Origin of the sequence: Falsiroseomonas sp., assembly GCF_051860665.1 — a bacterium.
In the GTDB taxonomy this organism is placed as follows: Bacteria; Pseudomonadota; Alphaproteobacteria; order Acetobacterales; family Acetobacteraceae; genus Falsiroseomonas.
In genome coordinates this window covers 13,877-34,360 of sequence record NZ_JBHYDM010000009.1, presented here as the reverse complement: position 1 = coordinate 34,360, position 20,484 = coordinate 13,877, and the positions used below count along the sequence as shown (strand labels likewise).

The following is a 20,484-nucleotide window of genomic DNA, read 5'->3' as shown; positions in this document are numbered from 1 at the left end:
GGTCAGGGTATCAGCCGCGCGGGCTCCAGGCTGGCATAGACATCGCCGGAATTGGCGGCGTGGGGCAGGGCGGCGACCCAGGCGGCCATGGCCTCGGCCGGGATCGGGGCAGGGTGGGCGAAGGCCATGCCTTCGCCCAGACAGGCGTTGAAGTGCCGGTATCCGAGGGATGCGAGTTTCGCCAGGCATTGCGCGGCCACTTCGCGCTGGATGGTGGTGAATTCGAAGGAGAGGCTGCGCGGGGCGCGAGAGAGGCCGGAAAGGGCCACGGCCTCATAGCCCTCCACGTCGATCTTCAGGAAATCGGGCGCGCCGTGGGCGGCGGCCAGGGCATCCAGGGTGGTGACGGGCAGGGTCAGCTCCGTGTCCCAGACCTGGCCCTCCCAGCCCTCCGCGCCGGCGGCGGCGGCGATGAAATCGGGCGAGGCGCTGGCGACCGTGGGATTGCGCGAATTCACGCGCAGGGTGGCGGTGCCGGGTTCGGCGCCGACCAGGGTGGAGACCAGGGTGAAGCCGGGGCTGCGGCCGTGCAGCAGGCGGATCAGGCGGGCCAGGCGCGGCTGCGGCTCCACCGCCAAGGCGCGGGCGCCAAGCCGCAGGAAGCTCGCGCTGCGATCGCCGACATGGCTGCCGATATCGAAGCCGCGTTCTCCTGCGCCCAGGAAGCGCGCGTGAAACGCGTCCAGCGCGGCGGCGCGGCCGGGGCCGTAGTAGGTCCGCAGCGAGTGGCGGATGGCGGCCAGCGTGGTCACGCGAAGACCACAGCGGCGCCGCCGGCCTGGGCGGGCGGCACCATCACGCCATCCGGCGCCTCCACCACCGGCAGGCCCGACAGCACGGCGCGCGCGGCCCGGCCCTGGTCGCTGGTGCGGATCACCAGGCCGGCGATGAAGGGCAGCGTGGGCGCGGCCACGCCCGGCAGCACCTTCTTCAATGCGGCCTCCGGCAGGATGCGGAGATGCGTGGGCAGGGCCGGCGAAAAGGGTCCGGCGCCGCCGGCCGCGCCCGGCAGGGTCAGCACGAAGCCGGCCAACGGGTCCGGCCGCGCCGGCTGGCCCGTCAGCTGGGACAGGCGGGCGGTGGTGGCCGCCGGGTCGGCGACGGCCAGGATGGTCGTCTCCAGCGCCACGGCGCCGTTGCGATGGCCCATCCAGCGGCGGTCCCAGACCAGCTCCGGCGTCAGGTGCTGGATCAGCTGCATGCGACCCTCCGGCGCATCCGGGAAGGGCAGGCGGGCGAAGCGGGCGATCGGGCCGCCTTCCTCCACCGGGCGCTGCAGCCAGGAGACACCGGGGATGGCCAGGCCGCCACGGCGCAGGCGCTCCAGATTGCCCTCGGCATCCTGGATGCCGAAGGCGATGATATGGGCGCCGGTGTAGCGGGCCAGGAAGCCGTCCAGCCCGTTGGCGAACAGCTTCGGGTCCACCAGCCCCAGCAGCTCGATATAGCCGTGCTCCAGGAAGGCGCAGCGATTGCCGGTGCCATAGGGCTCCACCGGCCCTTCGGGGGTGCGCTTGCCCGACTGCGGGGCGAAGGGCGACAGGGCAAAGCCCATGCGTTCCCAGGCAGCGGTCAGGGCCGGCAGGTCGGCGGTGCAGAGGCCGACATGGTCGAGGGTTGTGGCGAAGCTCACAGCGCCGGGCTTTCGTACTTCGGCAGCAGCCACTCCGCGGGCTCGGCGGCGGCCTCGGCATACCAGCGATCGACCAGGGGATGGGCGCGGACGGCGGCGACATAGCCTTGGGCGGTGGCCGAAAGCTCCGGCTTCCAGGTCAGGAAGCGGGCGACGACGGGGGCGAACATGGCATCCGCCAGGCCGAACTCCGCACCCATCAGGAAGGGGCCGCCGTATTCGCGCAAGGCCTCGGCCCAGATCGCCTCGATGCGGGCGATATCGGCGAGGCTTTCGGGATTGCGGCCATGGCCGGGGAATTCCCGGCCGAGGTTCATCGGCATGGCCATGCGCAGCGCCCGGAAGCCGGCATGCATTTCCGCGGCGATGGAACGGGCATGGGCGCGCGCCGTGCGCTTGCGCGGCCAGAGGTCCGCCTTGAACTCGGAACAGTATTCGGCGATGGCCAGGCTCTCCCACACCCTGGCGCCGCGGTGTTCCAGATAGGGGACCAGGGCATTGGGGGAGACGGCCTTGATGGCCTGGGTGCCGCCGCCACCGGCCAGCGGGATCACCACCTCCTCCACATCCAGCTGTGCCAGATGGACCATCAGCCAGCCGCGCATGCTCCAGGAGGAGTAGCGCTTGGTTCCGATCACCAGCCTGCCTTCGGGCATCCTTCTTCCCCTTCTGCCGCGACGGCAAATTGGCACGAAGCCGGCACGGCGTCGAACCACGCGGCGTCGAAGGGCGGCGGCGGCGCCTTCCGGGCGGGCCCGCGCAGGTCTATGGAGGCGGCATGGCGGCATCGGCGCGGGATCGGATTTTTCTCAATTTGGGGCTCGACGCGCTGGTGGCAGTGCTCGCCCTGCCGATCGCCGTCTGGCTGGCCGCGCCTGGCGTCTGGCCCCCCGGGGTCTGGTGGCTCGGTGCGGTGCCAGGGGCGGCGGCGGCGCTGCTGCTGGCCGGGCTGCCGCTGCGGCTGCCGCAGCAGTATTGGCGCTTTGCGTCGCTGCCCGAGCTGCTGGCGAGTTCCGGCGCGGCGCTGGGCGGGGCGGTGCTGTTCTCCGGCGGGCTGTATTTCTCCGGGTCCTGGAGCTCGGGCAATATCGGGTTTCCGGTGATCCATGCGCTGGTGCTGGCGGCGCTGCTGGCGGCGCCGCGCATCGCGGCACGGCTGCAGCATGCCGGGCGCGCCGGGCCGCTGAGCGAGACGCCGGCGCAGCCCGCGCTGCTGGTGGGCGCCGGGGACCAGGCGGACCTGTTCATCCGCGCGCTCGCCCAGGAACGCAGCCCGGCCTACCGGGTGGTGGGCATCCTGTCGCAGCGGGCGCGGCAGCTCGGCCGGCGCATCCATGGGCTGCCGATCCTCGGCACGGTGGAGGATGCCGCGACCGTGCTGGACGGGCTGCGCGAGGAAGGGCGGCTGCCGGCGCAGATCATCCTGGCGACGCCCGACCTGCAGGGCGGCGACCTGCAGCGCCTGCTGGATGCGGCGGACCGGCACGGCGTGCCGGTGAAGCGGGCGCCGCGGGTGACGGCGCTGGGTCCGGCCAGCCGCCGCCCGGGCGAACGCGCGGAGCCGGATCGCCGCGTGACGCTGCGGCCGGTGGAGATCGAGGATCTGCTGGACCGCCCGCAGGTGCCGCTGGACCGTGAAGGCATGGCCCGCCTGGTGCAGGGCAAGCGCGTGCTGGTGACGGGCGCGGGCGGGACCATCGGCGGGGAGCTGGCGCGGCAGGTGGCGGCGCTCGGCCCGGCCAGCCTGACGCTGCTCGATCACGGCGAATACGTGCTGTACGAGATCGACCTGGAGCTGCGGGAGCGGCACCCGGCGGTGCCTCGGCGCGCCGTGCTGGCGGATGTGCGCGATGCGGAGCGGATCGGGCGGCTCTTCGCCGAGATCAGGCCCGAGCTGGTGTTCCATGCGGCGGCGCTGAAGCATGTGCCGATGGTCGAGAACGACCCGATGGAGGGCCTTCTGACCAATGCGGCCGGCACCCGCGTGGTGGCGGATGCGGCGCGGGCGGCGGGATGCTCGCTGATGGTCTTCATCAGCACCGACAAGGCGGTGAATCCGACCAGCGTCATGGGCGCCTCAAAGCGGCTGGCCGAAATGTACTGCCAGGCGCGGGATCGGGAGGCGCGGCTGGCCGGCGCGGGGATGCGGCTGGTGACGGTGCGCTTCGGCAATGTGCTGGGCTCCACCGGATCCGTGGTGCCGCTGTTCCGCCGGCAGCTGGAGCGCGGCGGACCGCTGACCGTGACCCACCCCGACATGCGCCGCTACTTCATGACTGTCCGCGAAGCCGTGGGGCTGGTGCTGCAGGCGAGCGTGGTGGGCGCCACCGACCGCGCCGACCAGCCCAAGGAGCTGCGCGAGGGCGGCATCTTCGTGCTCGACATGGGCGAACCCGTGAAGATCGTGGACCTGGCGCGGCGCATGATCCGCCTGGCGGGGCTGCGGCCCGAGGAGGATGTGGAAATCCGCTTCACCGGGCTGCGGCCGGGCGAGAAGCTGTTCGAAGAACTGTTCCACGGGCAGGAGCCGCCGCAGCCGACGAATTTTGCCGGGCTGCTGGTGGCGGTGCCGCGGACGACGGATGCGGCGGAGATGGGGCGGGCGATCGACGAGATCGCGGGGCTGGCGGAGCGCGGAGAGGGGGCGGCGGCGCTGGCGCGGCTTTCGGCGCTGGTGCCGGAGTTTGCGCATGAGGATGGGACGGGCGGGGGTTAGTCGCCGCGCGGTTCAGAAGTGGGCGCGGGGTGGCGTGCGGCCGGCGGCCTTGGCGCGCTGCTCGATCCGGCGCAGGAGTTCGCGCTTCTCGGCGGTGCGGTTGCCGCCCTTGTTGCGCAGCGCCTCCGTGTATTCAGGCGTATCGATCAGGCCAAGTTCGGCCTTGCGCGCCTCAATCTTCGTCTGCAGTTCGGCCAGCGTGAGCTTGACCATGGGGTGGCTCCTCGTTCGGCATCAGAAGCGCGAAATCACCGCCTTCCTCTGCAACGCGCCTTTTGAGATAGGCTAGGTCTAGGCTCGGTGCGAGTCGAAAGAGCGCACGGGCCTGGAGCAGTCGCGAGAAGTCGGTCGGTGACGCCAAAGCGGCTTGGGCCAAACGATCCGCGATCATGTCTTCAAAGGCGGGAAGTGCGACGGCAGCGCCGTCCGAAGTGACTTCCGGCGTGACGATGCGACGCGGATCGCTTGCGCCGTCGAAAAGCCGCCCAGACACATGCTGGAACCCGTATTCGGGATGGTCAGGATGATAGTAGCCAACCAGCAGGCGCCCCGGCCGGTCTTCCCGTCGGAAACCGCTGCTGCGCAGCGCAGCATCGAATGCTGCGTCGTCAGCGGCCACCAGATCGAAGTCACCCGACATGAAATCGCCTGCAGTGTAGATCGCCGTGGCCGCGCCGCCCACCAGGATTGCGGCATGCCCCGTAGCGCGTCGGTAGGCCTCACAGGCCGTGGCGAGGGTTGCCAAGGCCTCTATGAAGGATGTCGGCAGCGGCACTGATCGCCTCCCCTATCTGCACGAGATTACCTCTGAATGCGTCAAGGATCCTCCCCATCTGGCGGACTCCCGAAAAAAGGAGGGGGCGCGGGGGAGTTCACTCCCCCGTCTTCCTGCCGCGTGATACGCAGCCCCCCATGATCGATTTCCCTGCCGGCTTCAAAGCCCCCTTCGTCCGCCCCTCCGGCCGCGTCGCCGATACGATGCGGGAGGTCACGCTCACCCCTGGTGCCTCGCGCCATGCGGAGGGATCCTGCCTCATCCGCTTCGGGGTGACGGAGGTGCTCTGCACCGCCAGCATCGAGAGCCGGGTGCCGCCTTTCCTGCGCAATACCGGCCAGGGCTGGGTCACGGCCGAATACGGCATGCTGCCGCGCGCCACGCATACGCGCGGGGACCGGGAGGCGGCGAAGGGCAAGCAGTCCGGCCGGACGCAGGAGATTCAGCGGCTGATCGGGCGGTCCTTGCGCGCCGTGACGGATCTGAAGGCGATGGGGGAGATGTCCATCACCCTCGATTGCGATGTGCTGACGGCGGATGGCGGCACGCGCTGTGCGGCGATCACCGGCGCCTGGGTGGCGCTGCATCTCGCCTTCCAGCATTGCATCAAGTCCAACATCCTGAAGGTGAATCCGCTGCGGGATCATGTGGCGGCGATTTCCTGCGGCATCTGGCAGGGCACGCCGGTGCTGGATCTCGACTATGCCGAGGATAGCAAGGCGGAGACGGACGGCAATTTCGTCATGACCGGCTCGGGCGGCGTGGTGGAGGTGCAGGCGACGGCCGAGGGCGCTCCGTTCAGCGAGGAAGAGCTGCTCAAGCTGATGGCGCTGGCCCGTGCGGGCACGACGAAACTGTTCGAGCTGCAGAAGGCGGCGATCCGCGGATGACGCATCGGCGCCTGACGGAAAGCCGGATCGTGCTGGCCTCGCACAATGCGGGGAAGGTGCGGGAGAATGCGGCCCTCTTGGCCCCGCACGGCGTTTCGATCGTCAGCGCCAAGGAGCTGGGCCTGCCGGAACCGGCGGAGACCGAGGAGACCTTCCTGGGCAATGCCACGATCAAGGCGCTGGCGGCCGCCAGGGCTTCGGGGATGGTGGCGCTGGCGGACGATAGCGGGTTTTCCGTGGCCGCGCTGGATGGCGCGCCCGGGGTGCGCACGGCGGATTGGGCGGAGACGCCGGCCGGGCGCGACTACCAGATGGCCATGGCCAAGGTGGAAAAGCTGGCGCGGCATGCGCCGGATCGGCGGGCCTGGTTCTCCTGCGCCCTGGTGCTCGCCTGGCCGGATGGACATACCGAGGGCTTCCTGGGAGAGGCGCCGGGCACCTGGGTCTGGCCGCCGCGCGGGGCGAATGGCTTTGGCTACGACCCGATGTTCGTCCCCGATGGCGGCACCGAGACTTTTGGGGAGATGACCCCCGAGGCGAAGCACGCCATCAGCCATCGCGCCGCGGCGTTTCGGCTGCTCGCTGCGGCCTGCCTGCCGCCGCCGGCATGAACCGCGCGGCCCTGCTGCTTCTGCTGCTGCTGGCCTGGCCGGCGGGGGCGGAGGAGGCGGGGCAGCTGCGCACGGAATCCGGCGTGGTGCCGCGGGATGCGGCCGCCGCCGGCGCGCTGGTCTGGCTGCATCCGCATCATACCGAGGGGCCGCCCCCTCCGCGCCGGCCTGGACGGCGCGGCTGACGGCGTCCGGCTGGGATCTGTGGCGCTACGACCGCGCCGGCGGGCGTGACCCGCTGGAGGCCGGCGCGGCGGGGCTGCTGCTGGACAGGCCGGAGGCGCCGACCGGCCATGGCGGGGTGCAGGATGAGGATTTCGACCGGCTGTTCGGCGCCTGCCTCGCCGGCTTCCTGGATTTCGCGCGCCCGCCGCCGGCCGCCTGCCGCTGAGGCGGGCGGCTCAGCCCAACCGGCGCCAATAGGCGTAGCGGTAGTGCTCGGTCATGCCGAGGCCCGCATTCATGGCAAGTGACGCAAGATTGCTGCAGGAGACCTGGGCATAGGCCCAGTCCGCGCCCTGGTCCGCGCCCCAGGCGCCGGCCGCGGCCATCACCCGCTGGCCGAGGCCACGGCGGCGGAATTCGGGGCGAACGGCCAGGTCGAAGAGCCCGGCACAGCGGCCCTGGGCGGTGACGAAGGCGCTGGCGGCGGCGATGCCGTCGATTTCCAACAGCGCCCAGGCGGCGGGGACGCCCAGCAGGTCCGCCATGCGCGCCTTCTCGGCGCGGCGGGCGGGCGCCTGGTGCTCGGCGGTGGCGACCACCGCCATCCATTCGGGATCGGGGCCGGTCAGGAAGCGCACGGCGGCATCGTGGCGGGCGAAGCCGGAGAGCGGGCCGCCGATCACCTGGCTATGGTCGTGGGCGGTATAGCCGCGCGCGGCCAGCAACTCGGTGAGGCCCTCCGGATCCAACGGGGTGGAGCGGAAGCGGCAGGTCTGGCCGGCGGTGGCGTAGAAGGCCTCGGCGCGGGCGATACGGGCGGGCAGGGCGGGGTCGGGTGCCGGGTCCAGGCCGCAGACGGCATTGGCGCGGCCGGTGCCGCCCAGGAAGCGGCGCAGCACGAAGGGACCGTCGAAGGCGAGGATGGGGGCGGGCACGGCGGTCAGCGTCGCCTGCTCGATCTCCAGGATGTCGGGGGCAGTCATGGTCAGGCCTCGGCAGCGAGCGCGGCGATGGCCGCGCGGTAGGTGGTTTCGAACAGGGCATCGAGCGCCGGATTGGCGCCCTTCAGGCCGCCGGCGACGCGCCCGGCCCAGCCGACATATTCCACCCGCCGCGCATGGTCCCAGCCCGCCGGCGGGCTGGCGGCGATGGCGCGGAGATTCGCGATCTTGTCGGCCAGCTTCAGCATCTTGGCGGCCGGCGAGCGGCCCGCCGCATGGCGCACCTGCAGCGCCTTGCGGGCTTCCTTGGGGAGCGACTTGTCGTCCGTCGCCTCCGCCACCAGGCCTGCCACCTCGGCGCCGAATTCGGCGACCAGGCGGTCATGGGTGATGGGGTCGGGGTCCCTGTCGCTATCCTCGACCGTGTCGTGCAGCAGGCCGGCGAGGATGGCGTCCTCGGGCGCGCCGTGCTCGGCCAGGATCTGCGCCACTTCCAGCACGTGGTTCACATAGGGCTCGGCGGCGTCGCCCTTGCGGCGATGGCCGGCATGGACGCGGGCGGCGAAGACGGCGGCGCGCAGCAGGCGGGCGGTGGGCGTAGGCTGGTCCATGGCGGGGTGGTCCGGCAAGCGGTGGCGGGACGGGAGTGCCGTCCCGCCGCCGGGTCAGGTGTTCATCGCGTCGAAGAAGTCCTGGTTGGTCTTGCTGTACTTCAGCTTGTCCAGCAGGAACTCCATGGAGTCCTGGGTGCCCATCGGGTTCAGGATGCGGCGCAGGACCCACATCTTCGACAGGGTCGCGCGGTCCACCAGCAGCTCCTCCTTGCGGGTGCCGGACTTCGTGATGTCGATCGCCGGGAAGGTGCGCTTGTCGGAGAGCTTGCGGTCGAGGATGAGCTCGGAGTTACCCGTGCCCTTGAACTCCTCGAAGATCACCTCGTCCATGCGGCTGCCGGTGTCGATCAGCGCGGTGGCGATGATGGTGAGGCTGCCGCCTTCCTCGATGTTGCGCGCCGCGCCGAAGAAGCGCTTCGGGCGCTGCAGGGCGTTGGCGTCCACGCCGCCGGTCAGCACCTTGCCCGAGGACGGCACGACCGAGTTGTAGGCGCGGCCGAGGCGGGTGATGGAGTCCAGCAGGATCACCACGTCCCGCTTGTGCTCGACCAGGCGCTTGGCCTTCTCCAGCACCATTTCCGTCACCTGGACGTGGCGGGTGGCCGGCTCGTCGAAGGTGGAGGCGACGACCTCACCGCGCACGGTGCGGGCCATGTCGGTGACTTCCTCGGGCCGCTCGTCGATCAGCAGGACGATGAGGAAGACGTCGGGGTGGTTCGCCGTGATGGACTTGGCGATGTTCTGCAGCATCACCGTCTTGCCGGTGCGCGGCGGCGCCACGACCAGGGCGCGCTGGCCCATGCCGATGGGGGCGACCAGGTCGATGATGCGGTGGGTATAGTCCTTGGTCGGACCCTTCGCCTGGGCCTCGGCCTCCGCATTCTCCATCTTCAGGCGTCGCGTGGGATAGAGCGGCGTGAGGTTGTCGAAGTTGATGCGGTGCTTGAGCGCCTCAGGCGGCTCGAAATTGATGGTGTCGACCTTCAGCAGGGCGAAGTAGCGCTCGCCATCCTTCGGCGCACGGATCTGGCCCTCCACCGTATCGCCGGTGCGCAGCCCGAATCGGCGCACCTGGGCGGGGGAGACGTAGATATCGTCGGGGCCGGGCAGGAAGTTGGCCTGCGGGCTGCGCAGGAAGCCGAAGCCGTCCGGCAGGATTTCCAGCGTGCCGTCGCCGTAGATGGCCTGCTCGTTCTCCGCCAGGGTCTTCAGGATCGCGAACATGATGTCCTGCTTGCGCAGGGACGACGCGTTCTCGACCTGCAGGGACTCTGCGAAGGCGAGGAGATCGGCCGGGGACTTGGCCTTGAGTTCGGAGAGATGCATGTGCGGACGCGTCCGTCGTGCGCGAGGAAGGGGATCGGGCGGACCTGGAGTCTCGGCGGGGCCGCGGTCCCTTTCGCCAGAATGGCAGGGTCCGGAAGGCCATCCCCGCGCCGCGATCCCGTTGCAGGGGCTGGGTTGCGGCGACCAGGAAAAGTCTGAGGAGATGAGGGACCGGCTACGCCGCAGGACGCGACGCTGCGCCGATTTGTCGGAACGACATGGCGAACCTATGGGCCGCCGGCCGGACCGTCAATCCAGAGATGGCGAGTTTCTCGGGAGTTTGCAAGGCCTCCCTGCGGCCGCCCAGCCGGCGCCAATGGCCAAGAATAGATGAGGGGTCCGGGGAGAATACCTTCTCCCCGGCCTTTCCCGCGTCAGAAGGGCTTCACGATCACCATGATGACGATGACGATCATCAGCAGCGTCGGCACCTCGTTCCAGTAGCGCCAGGCGCGCTCCGTCCGCGGCCGCCCATCGGCCTCGAACCGCTTGCGCGCCGCGCCCAGCATGCCGTGGAAGCCGGACATCAGCAGCACGGCGGTGAACTTCAGGTGCCACCAGCCGGCCGTCCAGTCCACCACGCCGGGGGTCAGGATCAGCGCCAGGCCGAGCACCCAGGTGGCGATCATCGCCGGGTTCATGATGGCCTTCAGCAGCCGCCGTTCCATCACCTTGAACAGCTCCGACCGCGCGTCGCCGACCGGCACCTGGAAGTGGTAGATGTACAGCCGCGGCAGGTAGAACAGCCCGGCCATCCAGGCGATCACCGCGATCAGGTGCAGCGCCTTGGTCCAGGGATAGAGCGGCGCGAGGAAGTCCAGCGTCATGCCGCATGCGCCTCCGGCAGACCGAGCAGGGCTGGCAGGGCCGCCATCTCATGAAAAACCTCGGCGCCGACGGCGGTCAGCTCCGCGGGGTCGGTCGCATGGGCGAAGCCCAGCACGCGGCAGCCGGCAGCGCGGCCGGCGCGGCTGCCGGTGACGCTGTCTTCCACCACCACGCAGGCGCGGGGATCGGCGCCGCAGGCCTCGGCCGCCGCGCGGTACATGTCCGGCGCCGGCTTCGGCATCGCCACGTCGTCATAAGAGAAGATGCGGCCGCGAAAGGTCTCGGTCAGGCCCAAGCCATGCAGCTTGGTCAGCAGTTCGGGGCGGGAGGAATTGCTGGCCACGGCCACGGGAATGCCGGCCGCGACGATGCTGCGCAGCGCGGCCAGAACGCCGGGGATCGGCACCACCTCCTCCCGCAATGCGCGCAGCACGCGGGTGACGACGCCCTCCACGAAATCCGCCGGCACGCTGTCCGGCCCCAGGCGGGCCTGCACCAGGGGGACGATATTGCGCCAGGACAGGCCGATGAAGCGACGCTCCGCCTCCGCCGCGTCCATCTCCCAGCCGAGGGCCGAGATCTCCTCCGCGATGATGCGGTTGTGCAGCGCCTCGCTATCGGCCAGCACGCCGTCGCAGTCGAACAGGACGGCGGCGGGTCGAAGAAGCGGGCGGGTCATGCCGCGGTCCGGGCGCGGGCGGTGCGGTCAGGCGGCGTGCCGGGCATCGCCTCCAGCTTCGCGATCAGCGCCGCATGCGGGCAGTCCTTGTGGTTCTTCGGGCATTGCCGCGGCCCGGCGAAGGAACACAGGGTGCGGTTGCTCGCCCTTCCATGCCGCACCAGGTCGGCCAGGGCCTGGATGAAGCCGGGGTGGGAGTTCTGGGCCGGGGCGCGGAAATAGCCGGGGACGTGCAGCTTCTCCGCCTCCTCCCGGTATTCCACGTCCAGCTCCACCAGCGTCTCCGAATGTTCGGAGGTGAAGGCGATGGGCACCACCAGCACCGCCACCTTGTCGTGGCCGGCGCGCTCCAGCTCATCCTCGGTGGAGGGGCCGATCCATTTCTGCGGCGTGACGCGGGACTGGAAGCAGACGACGTGGTCCAGATCGGGCAGGTCGAGCCGCGCCACCACGCCGGCCACCGTCTGCTCCACCTGCCACTGATAGGGATCGCCCGCAGTGACGATGCTCTCGGGCAGGCCATGCGCGCTGAACAGGACGCGCAGCGGAATCGCCGGGTCCAGCTCCGCCCGCGCCTTGTCCCAGGCCTCCCGCACGATCTCGGCGGTGGAGCTGGCGAAGCCGGGGTGGGAGTGGAAGCAGCAGATGGTGGTGGTCGGCACCTCCAGCCTTGCCCGGGATGCGGCCTTCACCCATTCCAGCGCGCTGCTGCCGGTGGTGGTGGTGGAGTACTGCGGATAGAGCGGCAGCAGGAGGACCTCGTCGGGGCCCCAGGCCTTCACCGCGGCCGCCGTCTCGTTGCTCATCGGGTGCCAGTAGCGCATGGCGGTGAAGCATTTGACTTCATCGCCACCCTCGGCGTTCAGCAGCGCCTCCAGCGCCTGCCCCTGCGCGATGGTCAGCTCCAGCAGCGGGGACTTGCCGCCGAGGATGGCGTAGTTCTCGGTCGCGGGCTTCGTGCGGCGCCAGGCGATCAGCCGGCCGAGCCAGGGGCGGATGAAGCCCGGCACGCGCAGGATGGCCGGGTCGGTGAAGAGGTTCACCAGGAAGGGCCGGATGCTCTCCGGCGCGTCCGGACCGCCGAGGTTGAGCAACACCACCGCCAGCCGCTTCCGGCTGGTCGCAGGGGCGGGGGCAGGCACGGTGGGGGCTGGGGCGTCCATCACCGCCCGGACATGCCACGTCGCGGCCCCGGGTCAAGGGGAAGGGTGCGATCACGCGGCCGCGTCGCTGCGATTTCCATCAGGATGATCGAGCGCTTCTATCCCAGCGCGGCCCGGCGCGCCCCGGTGACGGCCTGCGCCACCTGCGCCTGCAGCCGGGCCAGCTCCTCCGCCAGCGGGCGGTGGACCTGCCGGCGGCCGTGCAGCGGGGTCAGCTCGAAGAGGCCGTTGGGGCAGTAGCGGTCGTCATCCCAGCCATGGTGGGAGAGCACGGGATAGAGGCAGACGCCCTGCACCGGTACGCCGGCGGCGGCGGCGGCCAGCGTCTCCTCCGTCACGTAGCGCAGCCAGGTCGGGCGCGGCGCGCCCTCGATGCTCGTCTCGGCCACGAAGATCGGGCGCGGCGCATAGCGGGCGGCGACCTCGGCCAGGATGTCGCGGAAGGGCCGGTAGCGGGCGGCGTCGAAGACGCTCAGCGGTTCGGCATGGTGCAGCCACTGGTTGTTCCAGTAGTAGTTCACCCCCACCACATCCAGCAGATCCTCCGCCCCGCCCAGCTCCGGCGCCTCGCGGCCCGCCAGCATGTCCCAGGCCTGCCACTGGCTGGCATTATGGGCGCGGACCTCCTCGGCCTCCCCGGCATGGCGGGGGACGATGTGGATCACCGGGTCGATGCAGGCGAAGCGGGCGCCCGGCGCCTCGGCGCGGATGGCCCGGGTGGCGGCGATGGCGGCACGCACTAGGTTGCGCTTCAGCTCCAGCCCCCGCCCGGTGGCATGCGGGGAGGAGCGGGCCATGTCGCCGCCGGAGAAGGCGATGAAGGACATCTCGTTCACCGGGCAGACGAAGGGCGGGCGGCCGGTTTCCTCGACATGCAGCCGCGCGAAGGCGGCGGCGAAGGCGGCGAAGCGGTCGACGAAGGCGGGGCTGAACACGTCCAGGTCGTCCGGCCAGCCATAGTGGCACAGGTCCCAGATCACCTGGGCCCGCACCGCCTCCGCCGCGCGCAGCATCGGCAGCAGGGACGACCAGTCGTAGGCCCCTGGCGTCGTCTCGATCAGATGCCAGCGCAGCCCGTCCCGCACCGTGCGGATGCCATGCTCGGCCAGCTGGCGATAATCCTCGAGCGCCAGCAGGTCGTGCCGGGTGGCGGCGATCATGTCGAGGCGCCGCCGGCGCATGTTCCGGTGCGAGGAGCATTCGAAGCCGCCGAGGAAGAAGGACTGGAACAGGGGGGCGGGAAAGGTCACGCGGGACTCCAGGGCCAGGGCCGGGGAAGTCCTGCCAACGCGCGGTAAGGGCAAACGTGCCACGCAGGGGGAAAATTCGCGCCCGCGGAGCCCGTGGCGCGGCCTCGCAACGGAATTCCTTCCTCCCGTCCGGTCAGTCGGCGGCGCCGCCTCCGGCATCGGCCGGCAGCCAGACCCGGAAGGTGGAGCCGACGCCCTCCTCGCTTTCGATCAGCAGCTGGCCGCGGTGGCGGTTGACGATGTGCTTGACGATGGCGAGCCCGAGCCCGGTGCCCCCGGCATTGCGACCGCGGCCGCGATCGACCCGGTAGAAGCGCTCGGTCAGCCGCGGCAGGTGCTGGCGCGGGATGCCGGGGCCGTCATCGGCCACCGTCAGCACCAGGCCGGGGCGGGCGGGCCAGCGGGGCGGCACCGTCTCCTCCGCCGGGGCGACGGACAGGCGGATGGTCCCGCCCTCCCGCCCGTAGCGCACCGCATTCTCCAGCAGGTTGCGCAGCACCTGGGCCAGCTGGCCGGCATCCGCCGGCGTCGCCACCAAGCCGGCCGGCGCCTCCAGCGCCACCCTGGCAGAGCGGGTGGCCAGCACCGGGGCCATGGCCTCCACCTCCGCCGCCGCCAGCGCGCCGAGATCGACGCGGCCGGTCGGCGGCTGGTGCTCCGTGATCTCGATGCGCGACAGGCCGAGCAGGTCGTCGATCAGCCGGCGCATGCGGTCCGCCTGCTCCGCCATGATGCCGAGGAAACGGGCGCTGGCCTCCCGGTCGTCCACGGCGGGGCCGCGCAGGGTCTCGATGAAGCCGATCAGGCTGGCGAGCGGCGTGCGCAGCTCGTGGCTGGCATTGGCGACGAAATCGGCCCGCATCCGCTCTACCGCCCGGTCCCGTGTGCGGTCCGAGAGCACCAGCAGCAGCCGGCCGCCATCGCCCAGCGGCGGGTCCATGGGCACCGCATGCACCCTGAGGTCGCGCGGCACCGGCACGGGCAGGGCGAGATCGGCGCGCTGCGGCTGGCCGCCGGACAGCGCGGCGGAAACCGCCTCGGCCAGGGCCGGGTGGCGCAGCAGGGCGGCGAGGTCGCCGGCACTGCCCGGGGCGGCGCCGAACAGGGCGCGGGCTTCCGCATTGGCGCGCAGCGGCGCGCCATCGGCATCCAGCACCACCAGCGGGTCGGGCAGACGCTCGATGATCGCCTCATCCGCCTGGCGGAGGCGGGAGACCTGCTCGGTGCGTGATTGCAGGGCGCGGGCGACGCGGCGGGCCACCTCCGCGACATCGGCGACGGAGGGCAGCAGCAGCGGCCCCGCCAGTTCCGGCACCATGCCGCCGCCTTCCGCCGCCTGGCGCAGGGCAGCGGCGAGGCTGCCGAGATTGCCGAGCCAGATGCGTGCGACGGTCAGCGCCGCCAGAACGGTCGCGCCCAGCGCCAACAGGCCGGGCGCCGGGTCCACCGCCTCGCCCAGCAGCAGCAGAAGCAGGGCGATGGCGGGCACGCCGCCGATCAGCGCCGCGCCGGCCAGCCAGCGTCCGGTCGGGGGGGCCGCGACGGGCATGGCGAGGTCAGGCCCGGCGGGCCGGCCGTGACGGCAGGCGCGGCGTCACGAGCCGGCGCCAGTCGGCACCGGGGCCTGCTCGACCAGCTGCGGCTCGCTGCCCGGGCTGACGGCATAGATCGCGAGGCCGCGCTGGGTGCGGCCATCGGGCAGCAGCAGGACCGGGCCATCCGCCCCGGCGAAACTGCCGCCGCCCGTGATGGCGCCCACCGTCTCCCCGCTGCGCAGCGCGCGGGTCGCGATGGCGGCGGCGTCATAGGCGGTGGCGGCGACGCGGGGCGGGGTTTCGCGGAAGGCGTCGCGGTAGCGGGCCTCGAAGCGCGCCCTGGCGCGGCCATCGGGGCCGGCGAACCAGGCATCGACCAGCGCGGGTTCGCGGCCCAGCGTCGGGTCGCTCAGCCAGAGCGCGGTGCCCATCAGCCGCGGCGTGCTGCCGGCGGCCTGCGCCTCGGAGAGCCAGGTGGCGGCGAAGCGGCGGGCGCGCTCCCCGGATTCGCCGATCAGCACCGCATCGGCGCGGCCACCGCTGACCCGGGCGCCGGAGGCCGCCATGGCCGGCTCGGCATTGGCGGGGTGCAGCGCGATGCTGGGCGGCGGCAGGCCGAGATCGGCCGTGGCGCCGCGCAGCCCATTGGCCAGGGCGCGGCCGAAATCATTGTCCGGCGCGCCGAGCGCGAAGGTCCGCGCGCCGCGCGCGGCGGCGGCGGCGACCACGCGGCGCACCTGCTGGTCCGGCGTGATGCCGAGCACCCAGACGCCATTGCCGGCGCGCTGCTGGTCATTGGTGAAGGCCAGCACCGGCACGCCGGCGGCCTGCGCCGGGCCGGCGACGGCGGCAACCTCGGCGCTGGTCAGCGGGCCGACCAGGATGCGCGCGCCATCCGCGATGGCCGCGCGGGCGGCCGCGGCGGCGCCGTTCGGCGTGCCCCCGGTGTCGCGCGGGGCGAGCTCGATGCCCGATTGCGATTCATCGAAGAGCGCCATGGTGCCGGCATTCAGCATCGCCTGGCCGAGCGGCGCCTGCGGCCCGGAAAGCGGCAGCAGCATGCCCATGCGCTGGGGGCCCACCGGACCGGGCAGGACCGGCTGACCGCCGATCGGCGGGGCGACGCCGATGAAGGCGGGCCGGGGGGCTTGCGGCGCACAGGCGGCGAGGCCCAGAAGGGTGCCCAGCAGCGCCCCCAGCGTCACCCCGCCGAAGCGGCGGCGCCCGGCGGGCGCGGCGGACGCGGCGGGCAAGGACGCCCGGTCAGCGCGTGCATCAGACGGGTAGCAGGACGACGGACGTGGCAAACGGCGACCCTCCTGAACGGGCGGCGCCTGGGGAGGCCCCGCTCGGGCTTTCCCTGGTGGCGACACCGATCGGCAATCTCGGCGACCTTTCGCCCCGGGCTCTCGCGGTGCTCGGCGCGGCGGATGCCGTGCTCTGCGAGGACACCAGGGTAACAGGCCTCATGTTGCAGCGTTATGGCGTCTCCGCGACGCTGGTGCCACTGCATGACCACAACGAAGCGGAAATGATTCCCCGGGTTCTGGCCCGGATCGAAGGCGGGCAGCGGCTGGCCCTGGCGTCCGATGCCGGCACGCCGCTGGTCTCCGATCCCGGATACCGGCTGGTGCGCGCCGCGATCGAGGCCGGGGTGCCGGTGACCGCCATTCCAGGACCCAACGCGGCGGTGGTCGCGCTGACGCTGTCCGGGCTGCCGCCTCACCCTTTCGTGTTTCTGGGATTCCTGCCGCCGAAGGATGGGCCGCGCGCCGCGGCCATCGCCCGGCATCGGGCAGCCGAACGTGCGGGGCTGACGGCGACGCTGGTGCTGCATGAGGCGCCGCATCGGCTGGCGGAGACGCTGGCCGCCCTGGCGGAGGGTTTGGGCGGCGAGCGGCCGGCGGCCGTGGCGCGGGAGCTGACCAAGCGGTTCGAGGAGGTGCGGCGCGGGTCCCTGGCGGCGCTGGCGGCGCATTACGCGGCGGAGGCGGCGCGCGGCGAGATCTGCATCTGCGTCGGGCCGGCGCCGGAGGAGGGCACGGCGGAGGCCGACCTGGACGCGCAGCTCCGCGCGGCCATGGAAGGGCAGAGCCTGCGCGACGCCGCGGCCATGGTCGCCGCCGCCACCGGCCTGCCGCGCAAGCAGGTTTACGCCCGGGCGCTGGAACTGGCGGGGCGCGGGTAGAGAAGGCCGGAGCCGGGCGCCATGCGATTGGCGAGCTGGCCGAAGGCGGTGACGACGCGGCGATCCCCGCCCAGGGCCAGGCCCAGCACCGGCACGCGGCAGGCGGCGGCGAAGACCGCGGGCACATCCTGGTTCGTGATGACCAGGCTGCAGCGCGCCACCGCCGCCTTCAGCCGCGCCGGTGTCCATTCCCGCCGGCGCCGGACAGGGTCGGCGAGTTCCGGCAGGAGCAGGGGGCTTTCGGGCAGCAGGGCCTCGGCGAAGGCCCGGGTGCCGTGGAAATCGTCCTCCGGCAGGCCGGGATGCTCGATCGGCAGGGGCAGGATCGGCAGGCCGGGCGGCAGCGCCCGGAGGCGGTCGTGCAGGGCGGGCTGCAGCGCGGGCCAGGCGGCACGCATCCGGGGACCGTCCTGAATGGCCAGGCCGAGCAGCGGACCCTCGGGCAGGGTCGCGCCGAAGTCGGGGTCGGCGGGCAGCCCGGCTTCGGGATAGGGCAGCAGAAGCGGCTCCGGCACCACGACCTGCCAGAGGAGCAGGCGGTCCATGGTGAACCAGTCGCGCAGCTCCAGCCGCGTCGCGCGGTCCAGCAGCTCGATGCCCGGGGGCGGGTCGCGCGGGGCGGCGGCGCGGGCGAGGGAGAAGGCGCGGGTTTCCAGGCTGGCCCCGGCGGCCAGGGCGGCGGCGGCGGTCGCCAGGGCCTGGGCCAGCTTGGCCGGTTCCTCGAAGAGGCCGGCGAGGACGACCCGCTGGATGCCGAGCTGCGCCGGATCAGGCTGCGCGGCGACCGGCGCAAAGCCTTCCGGCGCGCTGGGCGCCGGGGTGGCCAGCAGCAGCGGGCCGCCTTCGGGGAACAGGGCCGGCAGCAGCGAGAGCAGCAGCCGCGACCGCAGGCCGCGGCCGGGACGCTCGGCAAGAACCAGCGTGCGCATCAGGCGGCGCGCCAGGAGGTGGGCAGCAGGCCGATGCAGCGCGAGCCGGGCTGCAGCCGGTGCTGCAGGGCGATGAAGGTGCGGCGCAGGCTGTTATCCTCCAGCGGATGCAGCCCGATGACGCGGATGCCGCTGCCGATGGCATGCACCGCATTGTGCTTGCGCTGGGTGATCAGCGTGTCGAGCCGGCCGATGATCCCCTTGAGGCGCCGCGGCGTCAGCTCCCGGTGCCAGAAGGCGCGGTCGAGCAGCGCGGGGGCGGCGATGCGCGCCTCGGGCAGGAAGTCGCGCAGGAACTGGGTGACGCCGGCGAGGTCATCCTCCTCGCTGCTGTAGCGGTGCACGGTGCTGACGATGGGCACCACGCTGTGGTCGGCGAATTCCGCGAGCAGCGCGCGGATGCGCGGCCCCTCCAGCGCCAGGCAGGCCTTCATCATCGGCGTCGGGATGATGGAAAGGCCGAGCAGGGGGCGGCCCTGCGGCAGAAGGGAATCCGCCAGCGACCGGTCGGGGGCGATGTCGCATTCCGGAAAATGGGTGATGGCGGGCAGGCGGGCGATGCCGGCCTCGGCGAAATACTCGACGGCCAGGTGGTCGCGCACGGTGAAGCTGGCCGAGCGATCGATGACACCGTGCGCCTCTGCATCCAGCCAGTCCTCCACCTCCTTCAGCCGGCCGACGCCGAGGTTGTGGAAATGGATCACGGCGCCCTGACGTTCCGCCCGGGCCATCCAGGGCAGCCAGGCGCGCAGCGCGCTGGTGACGCCGACCATGCCGCCGCCGAAGACGATGCGGGCGGGGTCGAGCGCCAGCATCGCCTCGCCCGTGGTGAAGCAGCCGGCGAGTCCGGGGACGCAGCGGCGGGTCCAGTCCGCATCGACCGAGAGGGCGTGGGCCTCCTCCTCCGGGAAGGCCTGCATCGCCTCGATCAGGCAGAGCTCGTCGCCGAGATTGCCGTAGCCATAGGCGCCGAGGAAGGCGGCACGGCGCGGCACGGCGGCGGGCGGTGGCCGGGTCAAGGCCGCCTCGGGCCTGGGCGAGGAGAACCAGCGTCGCCAGGACATCACCGCACCAGCAGGGGCAGCAGGGAATCGAGGCGGAGCAGGCCATCGGGCGTGGCGGCGAGGCGGGTGGGCGTGCGCCATGCGAGCAGGCCCTCCGCGAGCAGGTCCTGGAGGGCCTCGGCCTCGACACATTCGGCGAAAGGCAGGCTGCTTCGCTGTTCGATCCGCTGCACGTCCACCCCCTCCGTCAGGCGCAGTCCCATCAGCAAAGCTTCCCGCGCCCGGTCGCGTGGCGAAAGGGCTTCTTCCTCGACCACCGCATGTCCGTCGCGGAGGACGCGGGCCAGCCATTCCTCCGGCCCGCGGTGGCGGCGGCTGGCGAGCAGGCGGCCGTCCGGCAGGGTCAGCCGCTGATGCGCGCCGGCACCGATGCCAAGGTAGTCGCCGTAGCGCCAATAGGCGAGGTTGTGGCGGCTTTCCGCACCCGGCCTGGCGTAGTTCGAGATCTCGTAGGACAGCAGGCCGAAGCGGGCGGCTTCCTCCGCGGTGGCGGTGTAGAGGCGGGCGGCTTCCTCGCCCTCGGGCAGGGTGAAGGCGCCGCGGCCGAAAAGGGTGGCGAATTGCGTGCCGGGCTCGATGGTGAGCTGGTAGAGCGAGAGATGGTCCGCGGCCAGGGCGAGCGCCTGGCGCAGTTCCGCCCGCCAGGCGGAATCGGCCTGGCCTGGGCGGGCATAGATCAGGTCGAAGGAGAGGCGCGGGAAGGTGGCGCGGGCCTGCTCCAGCGCCGCGATTGCCTCGGCCGCATCATGGCGACGGCCGAGGAAGGCGAGTGCCGCGGGCTCCAGCGACTGCACGCCAAGCGAGGCGCGGTTGACGCCGGCGGCGCGGAAGGCCCGCAGCTTCGCCAGTTCGACACTGGTGGGGTTGGCCTCCAGCGTGATCTCCAAGTCGGGCTCGGCTTCGAAGAGGCGGCGGGCGTCCTCGATGAGCAGGGCCGCTGTGGCGGGGTCCATCAGGCTGGGCGTGCCGCCGCCGAAGAAGATGCTGGCCAGGCGCCGGCGGCCGCCCTGATTGGCGCGGGCGGCCTCATGCGCCAGTTCGCGGCGCAGTGCGGTGGCGAAGCCGGCCTGGTCGATGCGGTCCCGGACATGGCTGTTGAAGTCGCAATAGGGGCACTTGGCGGCGCAGAAGGGCCAGTGGATGTAGAGGGCCAGAGGTTCCATCAGCGAGGGATATG

The 20,484-nt window shown here is 72.1% G+C and carries 22 protein-coding genes; 5 read left to right on the top strand and 17 right to left on the bottom strand.

All coding sequences use genetic code 11. The features are described 5' to 3' along the window. Positions 1-2 precede the first annotated feature (2 nt). Genes ACTIF1_RS11590 through ACTIF1_RS11580 form a run of 3 tightly spaced genes read right to left on the bottom strand, consistent with a single transcriptional unit; the run spans position 3 to position 2,289 of the window. Positions 3-752 carry an FkbM family methyltransferase gene (locus ACTIF1_RS11590; RefSeq protein WP_439596572.1) on the bottom strand — a complete coding sequence of 250 codons (750 nt, stop codon included), beginning with the start codon at positions 750-752 and terminating at the stop codon, positions 3-5. Continuing rightward, on the bottom strand, positions 749-1,633 hold the full coding sequence (locus ACTIF1_RS11585) for a VOC family protein (RefSeq protein ID WP_439596571.1): 885 nt from the start codon (positions 1,631-1,633) through the stop codon (positions 749-751). Before ACTIF1_RS11585 ends, ACTIF1_RS11590 begins: the two co-directional genes overlap by 4 nt. Beyond that, positions 1,630-2,289 carry a glutathione S-transferase family protein gene (locus ACTIF1_RS11580; protein ID WP_439596570.1) on the bottom strand — a complete coding sequence of 220 codons (660 nt, stop codon included), beginning with the start codon at positions 2,287-2,289 and terminating at the stop codon, positions 1,630-1,632. Before ACTIF1_RS11580 ends, ACTIF1_RS11585 begins: the two co-directional genes overlap by 4 nt. A gap of 122 nt (positions 2,290-2,411) precedes the next feature. Here ACTIF1_RS11580 and ACTIF1_RS11575 point away from each other — a divergent pair, with 122 nt between their 5' ends. Further along, a complete protein-coding gene (locus ACTIF1_RS11575; RefSeq protein WP_439596569.1) occupies positions 2,412-4,349 on the top strand; it encodes a polysaccharide biosynthesis protein in 1,938 nt (645 codons plus the stop codon). Positions 4,350-4,361: 12 nt separating this feature from the next. On the opposite strand, the gene ACTIF1_RS11570 is transcribed toward ACTIF1_RS11575, so the two are convergent. Both ACTIF1_RS11570 and ACTIF1_RS11565 read right to left on the bottom strand, forming a co-directional pair. Continuing rightward, the gene (locus ACTIF1_RS11570) at positions 4,362-4,562 is read right to left on the bottom strand and encodes a hypothetical protein (protein ID WP_439596568.1); all 201 of its coding nucleotides are present in this window, start codon (positions 4,560-4,562) and stop codon (positions 4,362-4,364) included. Continuing rightward, positions 4,522-5,124: a hypothetical protein gene (locus ACTIF1_RS11565; protein ID WP_439596567.1), complete on the bottom strand. Its 603-nt coding sequence runs from the start codon at positions 5,122-5,124 to the stop codon at positions 4,522-4,524. Before ACTIF1_RS11565 ends, ACTIF1_RS11570 begins: the two co-directional genes overlap by 41 nt. Positions 5,125-5,261: 137 nt before the next feature. On the opposite strand from ACTIF1_RS11565, the gene rph reads away from it, so the two are divergent. The 3 genes from rph to ACTIF1_RS11550 are packed head-to-tail and all read left to right on the top strand — an operon-like array spanning position 5,262 to position 6,810. Continuing rightward, positions 5,262-6,014 carry a ribonuclease PH gene (gene rph / locus ACTIF1_RS11560; protein WP_439596566.1) on the top strand — a complete coding sequence of 251 codons (753 nt, stop codon included), beginning with the start codon at positions 5,262-5,264 and terminating at the stop codon, positions 6,012-6,014. Then, a complete protein-coding gene (locus tag ACTIF1_RS11555; RefSeq protein ID WP_439596565.1) occupies positions 6,011-6,625 on the top strand; it encodes a non-canonical purine NTP pyrophosphatase in 615 nt (204 codons plus the stop codon). Before rph ends, ACTIF1_RS11555 begins: the two co-directional genes overlap by 4 nt. Continuing rightward, positions 6,622-6,810, top strand: coding sequence for a hypothetical protein (locus ACTIF1_RS11550; RefSeq protein ID WP_439596564.1), 189 nt, complete (start codon positions 6,622-6,624; stop codon positions 6,808-6,810). Before ACTIF1_RS11555 ends, ACTIF1_RS11550 begins: the two co-directional genes overlap by 4 nt. A gap of 216 nt (positions 6,811-7,026) precedes the next feature. Here the strand turns inward: ACTIF1_RS11550 and ACTIF1_RS11545 are convergent, their stop codons facing one another. From ACTIF1_RS11545 to ACTIF1_RS11505, 9 genes are all read right to left on the bottom strand, one after another. Next, positions 7,027-7,773: a GNAT family N-acetyltransferase gene (locus ACTIF1_RS11545; protein WP_439596563.1), complete on the bottom strand. Its 747-nt coding sequence runs from the start codon at positions 7,771-7,773 to the stop codon at positions 7,027-7,029. A 2-nt stretch (positions 7,774-7,775) separates the two neighbouring features. Beyond that, entirely contained in the window at positions 7,776-8,342 is a 567-nt protein-coding gene (locus tag ACTIF1_RS11540) for an HD domain-containing protein (protein ID WP_439596562.1), read from the bottom strand. A 54-nt stretch (positions 8,343-8,396) separates the two neighbouring features. Then, positions 8,397-9,671 (bottom strand): transcription termination factor Rho, encoded by a 1,275-nt coding sequence (gene rho, locus ACTIF1_RS11535; RefSeq protein WP_304813108.1) that lies wholly within the window; start codon positions 9,669-9,671, stop codon positions 8,397-8,399. A 374-nt stretch (positions 9,672-10,045) separates the two neighbouring features. Continuing rightward, complete coding sequence (gene hemJ, locus ACTIF1_RS11530) at positions 10,046-10,498, bottom strand: protoporphyrinogen oxidase HemJ (protein ID WP_439596561.1); 453 nt, start codon at positions 10,496-10,498, stop codon at positions 10,046-10,048. Further along, positions 10,495-11,178 carry an HAD family hydrolase gene (locus ACTIF1_RS11525; protein WP_439596560.1) on the bottom strand — a complete coding sequence of 228 codons (684 nt, stop codon included), beginning with the start codon at positions 11,176-11,178 and terminating at the stop codon, positions 10,495-10,497. The genes hemJ and ACTIF1_RS11525 overlap by 4 nt, the downstream gene beginning before the upstream one ends. Then, entirely contained in the window at positions 11,175-12,341 is a 1,167-nt protein-coding gene (gene hemH, locus ACTIF1_RS11520) for a ferrochelatase (protein ID WP_439596732.1), read from the bottom strand. The genes ACTIF1_RS11525 and hemH overlap by 4 nt, the downstream gene beginning before the upstream one ends. A gap of 98 nt (positions 12,342-12,439) precedes the next feature. Continuing rightward, positions 12,440-13,591, bottom strand: coding sequence for a hypothetical protein (locus ACTIF1_RS11515; RefSeq protein ID WP_439596559.1), 1,152 nt, complete (start codon positions 13,589-13,591; stop codon positions 12,440-12,442). Between the two features lie 133 nt (positions 13,592-13,724). Continuing rightward, complete coding sequence (locus tag ACTIF1_RS11510) at positions 13,725-15,140, bottom strand: ATP-binding protein (protein ID WP_439596558.1); 1,416 nt, start codon at positions 15,138-15,140, stop codon at positions 13,725-13,727. Between the two features lie 45 nt (positions 15,141-15,185). Then, positions 15,186-16,379 (bottom strand): penicillin-binding protein activator, encoded by a 1,194-nt coding sequence (locus tag ACTIF1_RS11505; protein ID WP_439596557.1) that lies wholly within the window; start codon positions 16,377-16,379, stop codon positions 15,186-15,188. A 47-nt stretch (positions 16,380-16,426) separates the two neighbouring features. On the opposite strand from ACTIF1_RS11505, the gene rsmI reads away from it, so the two are divergent. Next, positions 16,427-17,314: a 16S rRNA (cytidine(1402)-2'-O)-methyltransferase gene (gene rsmI, locus ACTIF1_RS11500; RefSeq protein WP_439596556.1), complete on the top strand. Its 888-nt coding sequence runs from the start codon at positions 16,427-16,429 to the stop codon at positions 17,312-17,314. Here rsmI and ACTIF1_RS11495 read toward each other — a convergent pair. The 3 genes from ACTIF1_RS11495 to hemW are packed head-to-tail and all read right to left on the bottom strand — an operon-like array spanning position 17,278 to position 20,473. Then, positions 17,278-18,243 (bottom strand): hypothetical protein, encoded by a 966-nt coding sequence (locus ACTIF1_RS11495; RefSeq protein WP_439596555.1) that lies wholly within the window; start codon positions 18,241-18,243, stop codon positions 17,278-17,280. The two genes, rsmI and ACTIF1_RS11495, sit on opposite strands and share 37 nt — an antisense overlap. Further along, positions 18,243-19,307: a polysaccharide pyruvyl transferase family protein gene (locus tag ACTIF1_RS11490; protein WP_439596554.1), complete on the bottom strand. Its 1,065-nt coding sequence runs from the start codon at positions 19,305-19,307 to the stop codon at positions 18,243-18,245. The genes ACTIF1_RS11495 and ACTIF1_RS11490 overlap by 1 nt, the downstream gene beginning before the upstream one ends. Next, positions 19,307-20,473, bottom strand: a complete 1,167-nt coding sequence (gene hemW / locus ACTIF1_RS11485) for a radical SAM family heme chaperone HemW (protein WP_439596731.1) — start codon at positions 20,471-20,473, stop codon at positions 19,307-19,309. The genes ACTIF1_RS11490 and hemW overlap by 1 nt, the downstream gene beginning before the upstream one ends. Between the last annotated feature and the right edge of the window lie 11 nt (positions 20,474-20,484).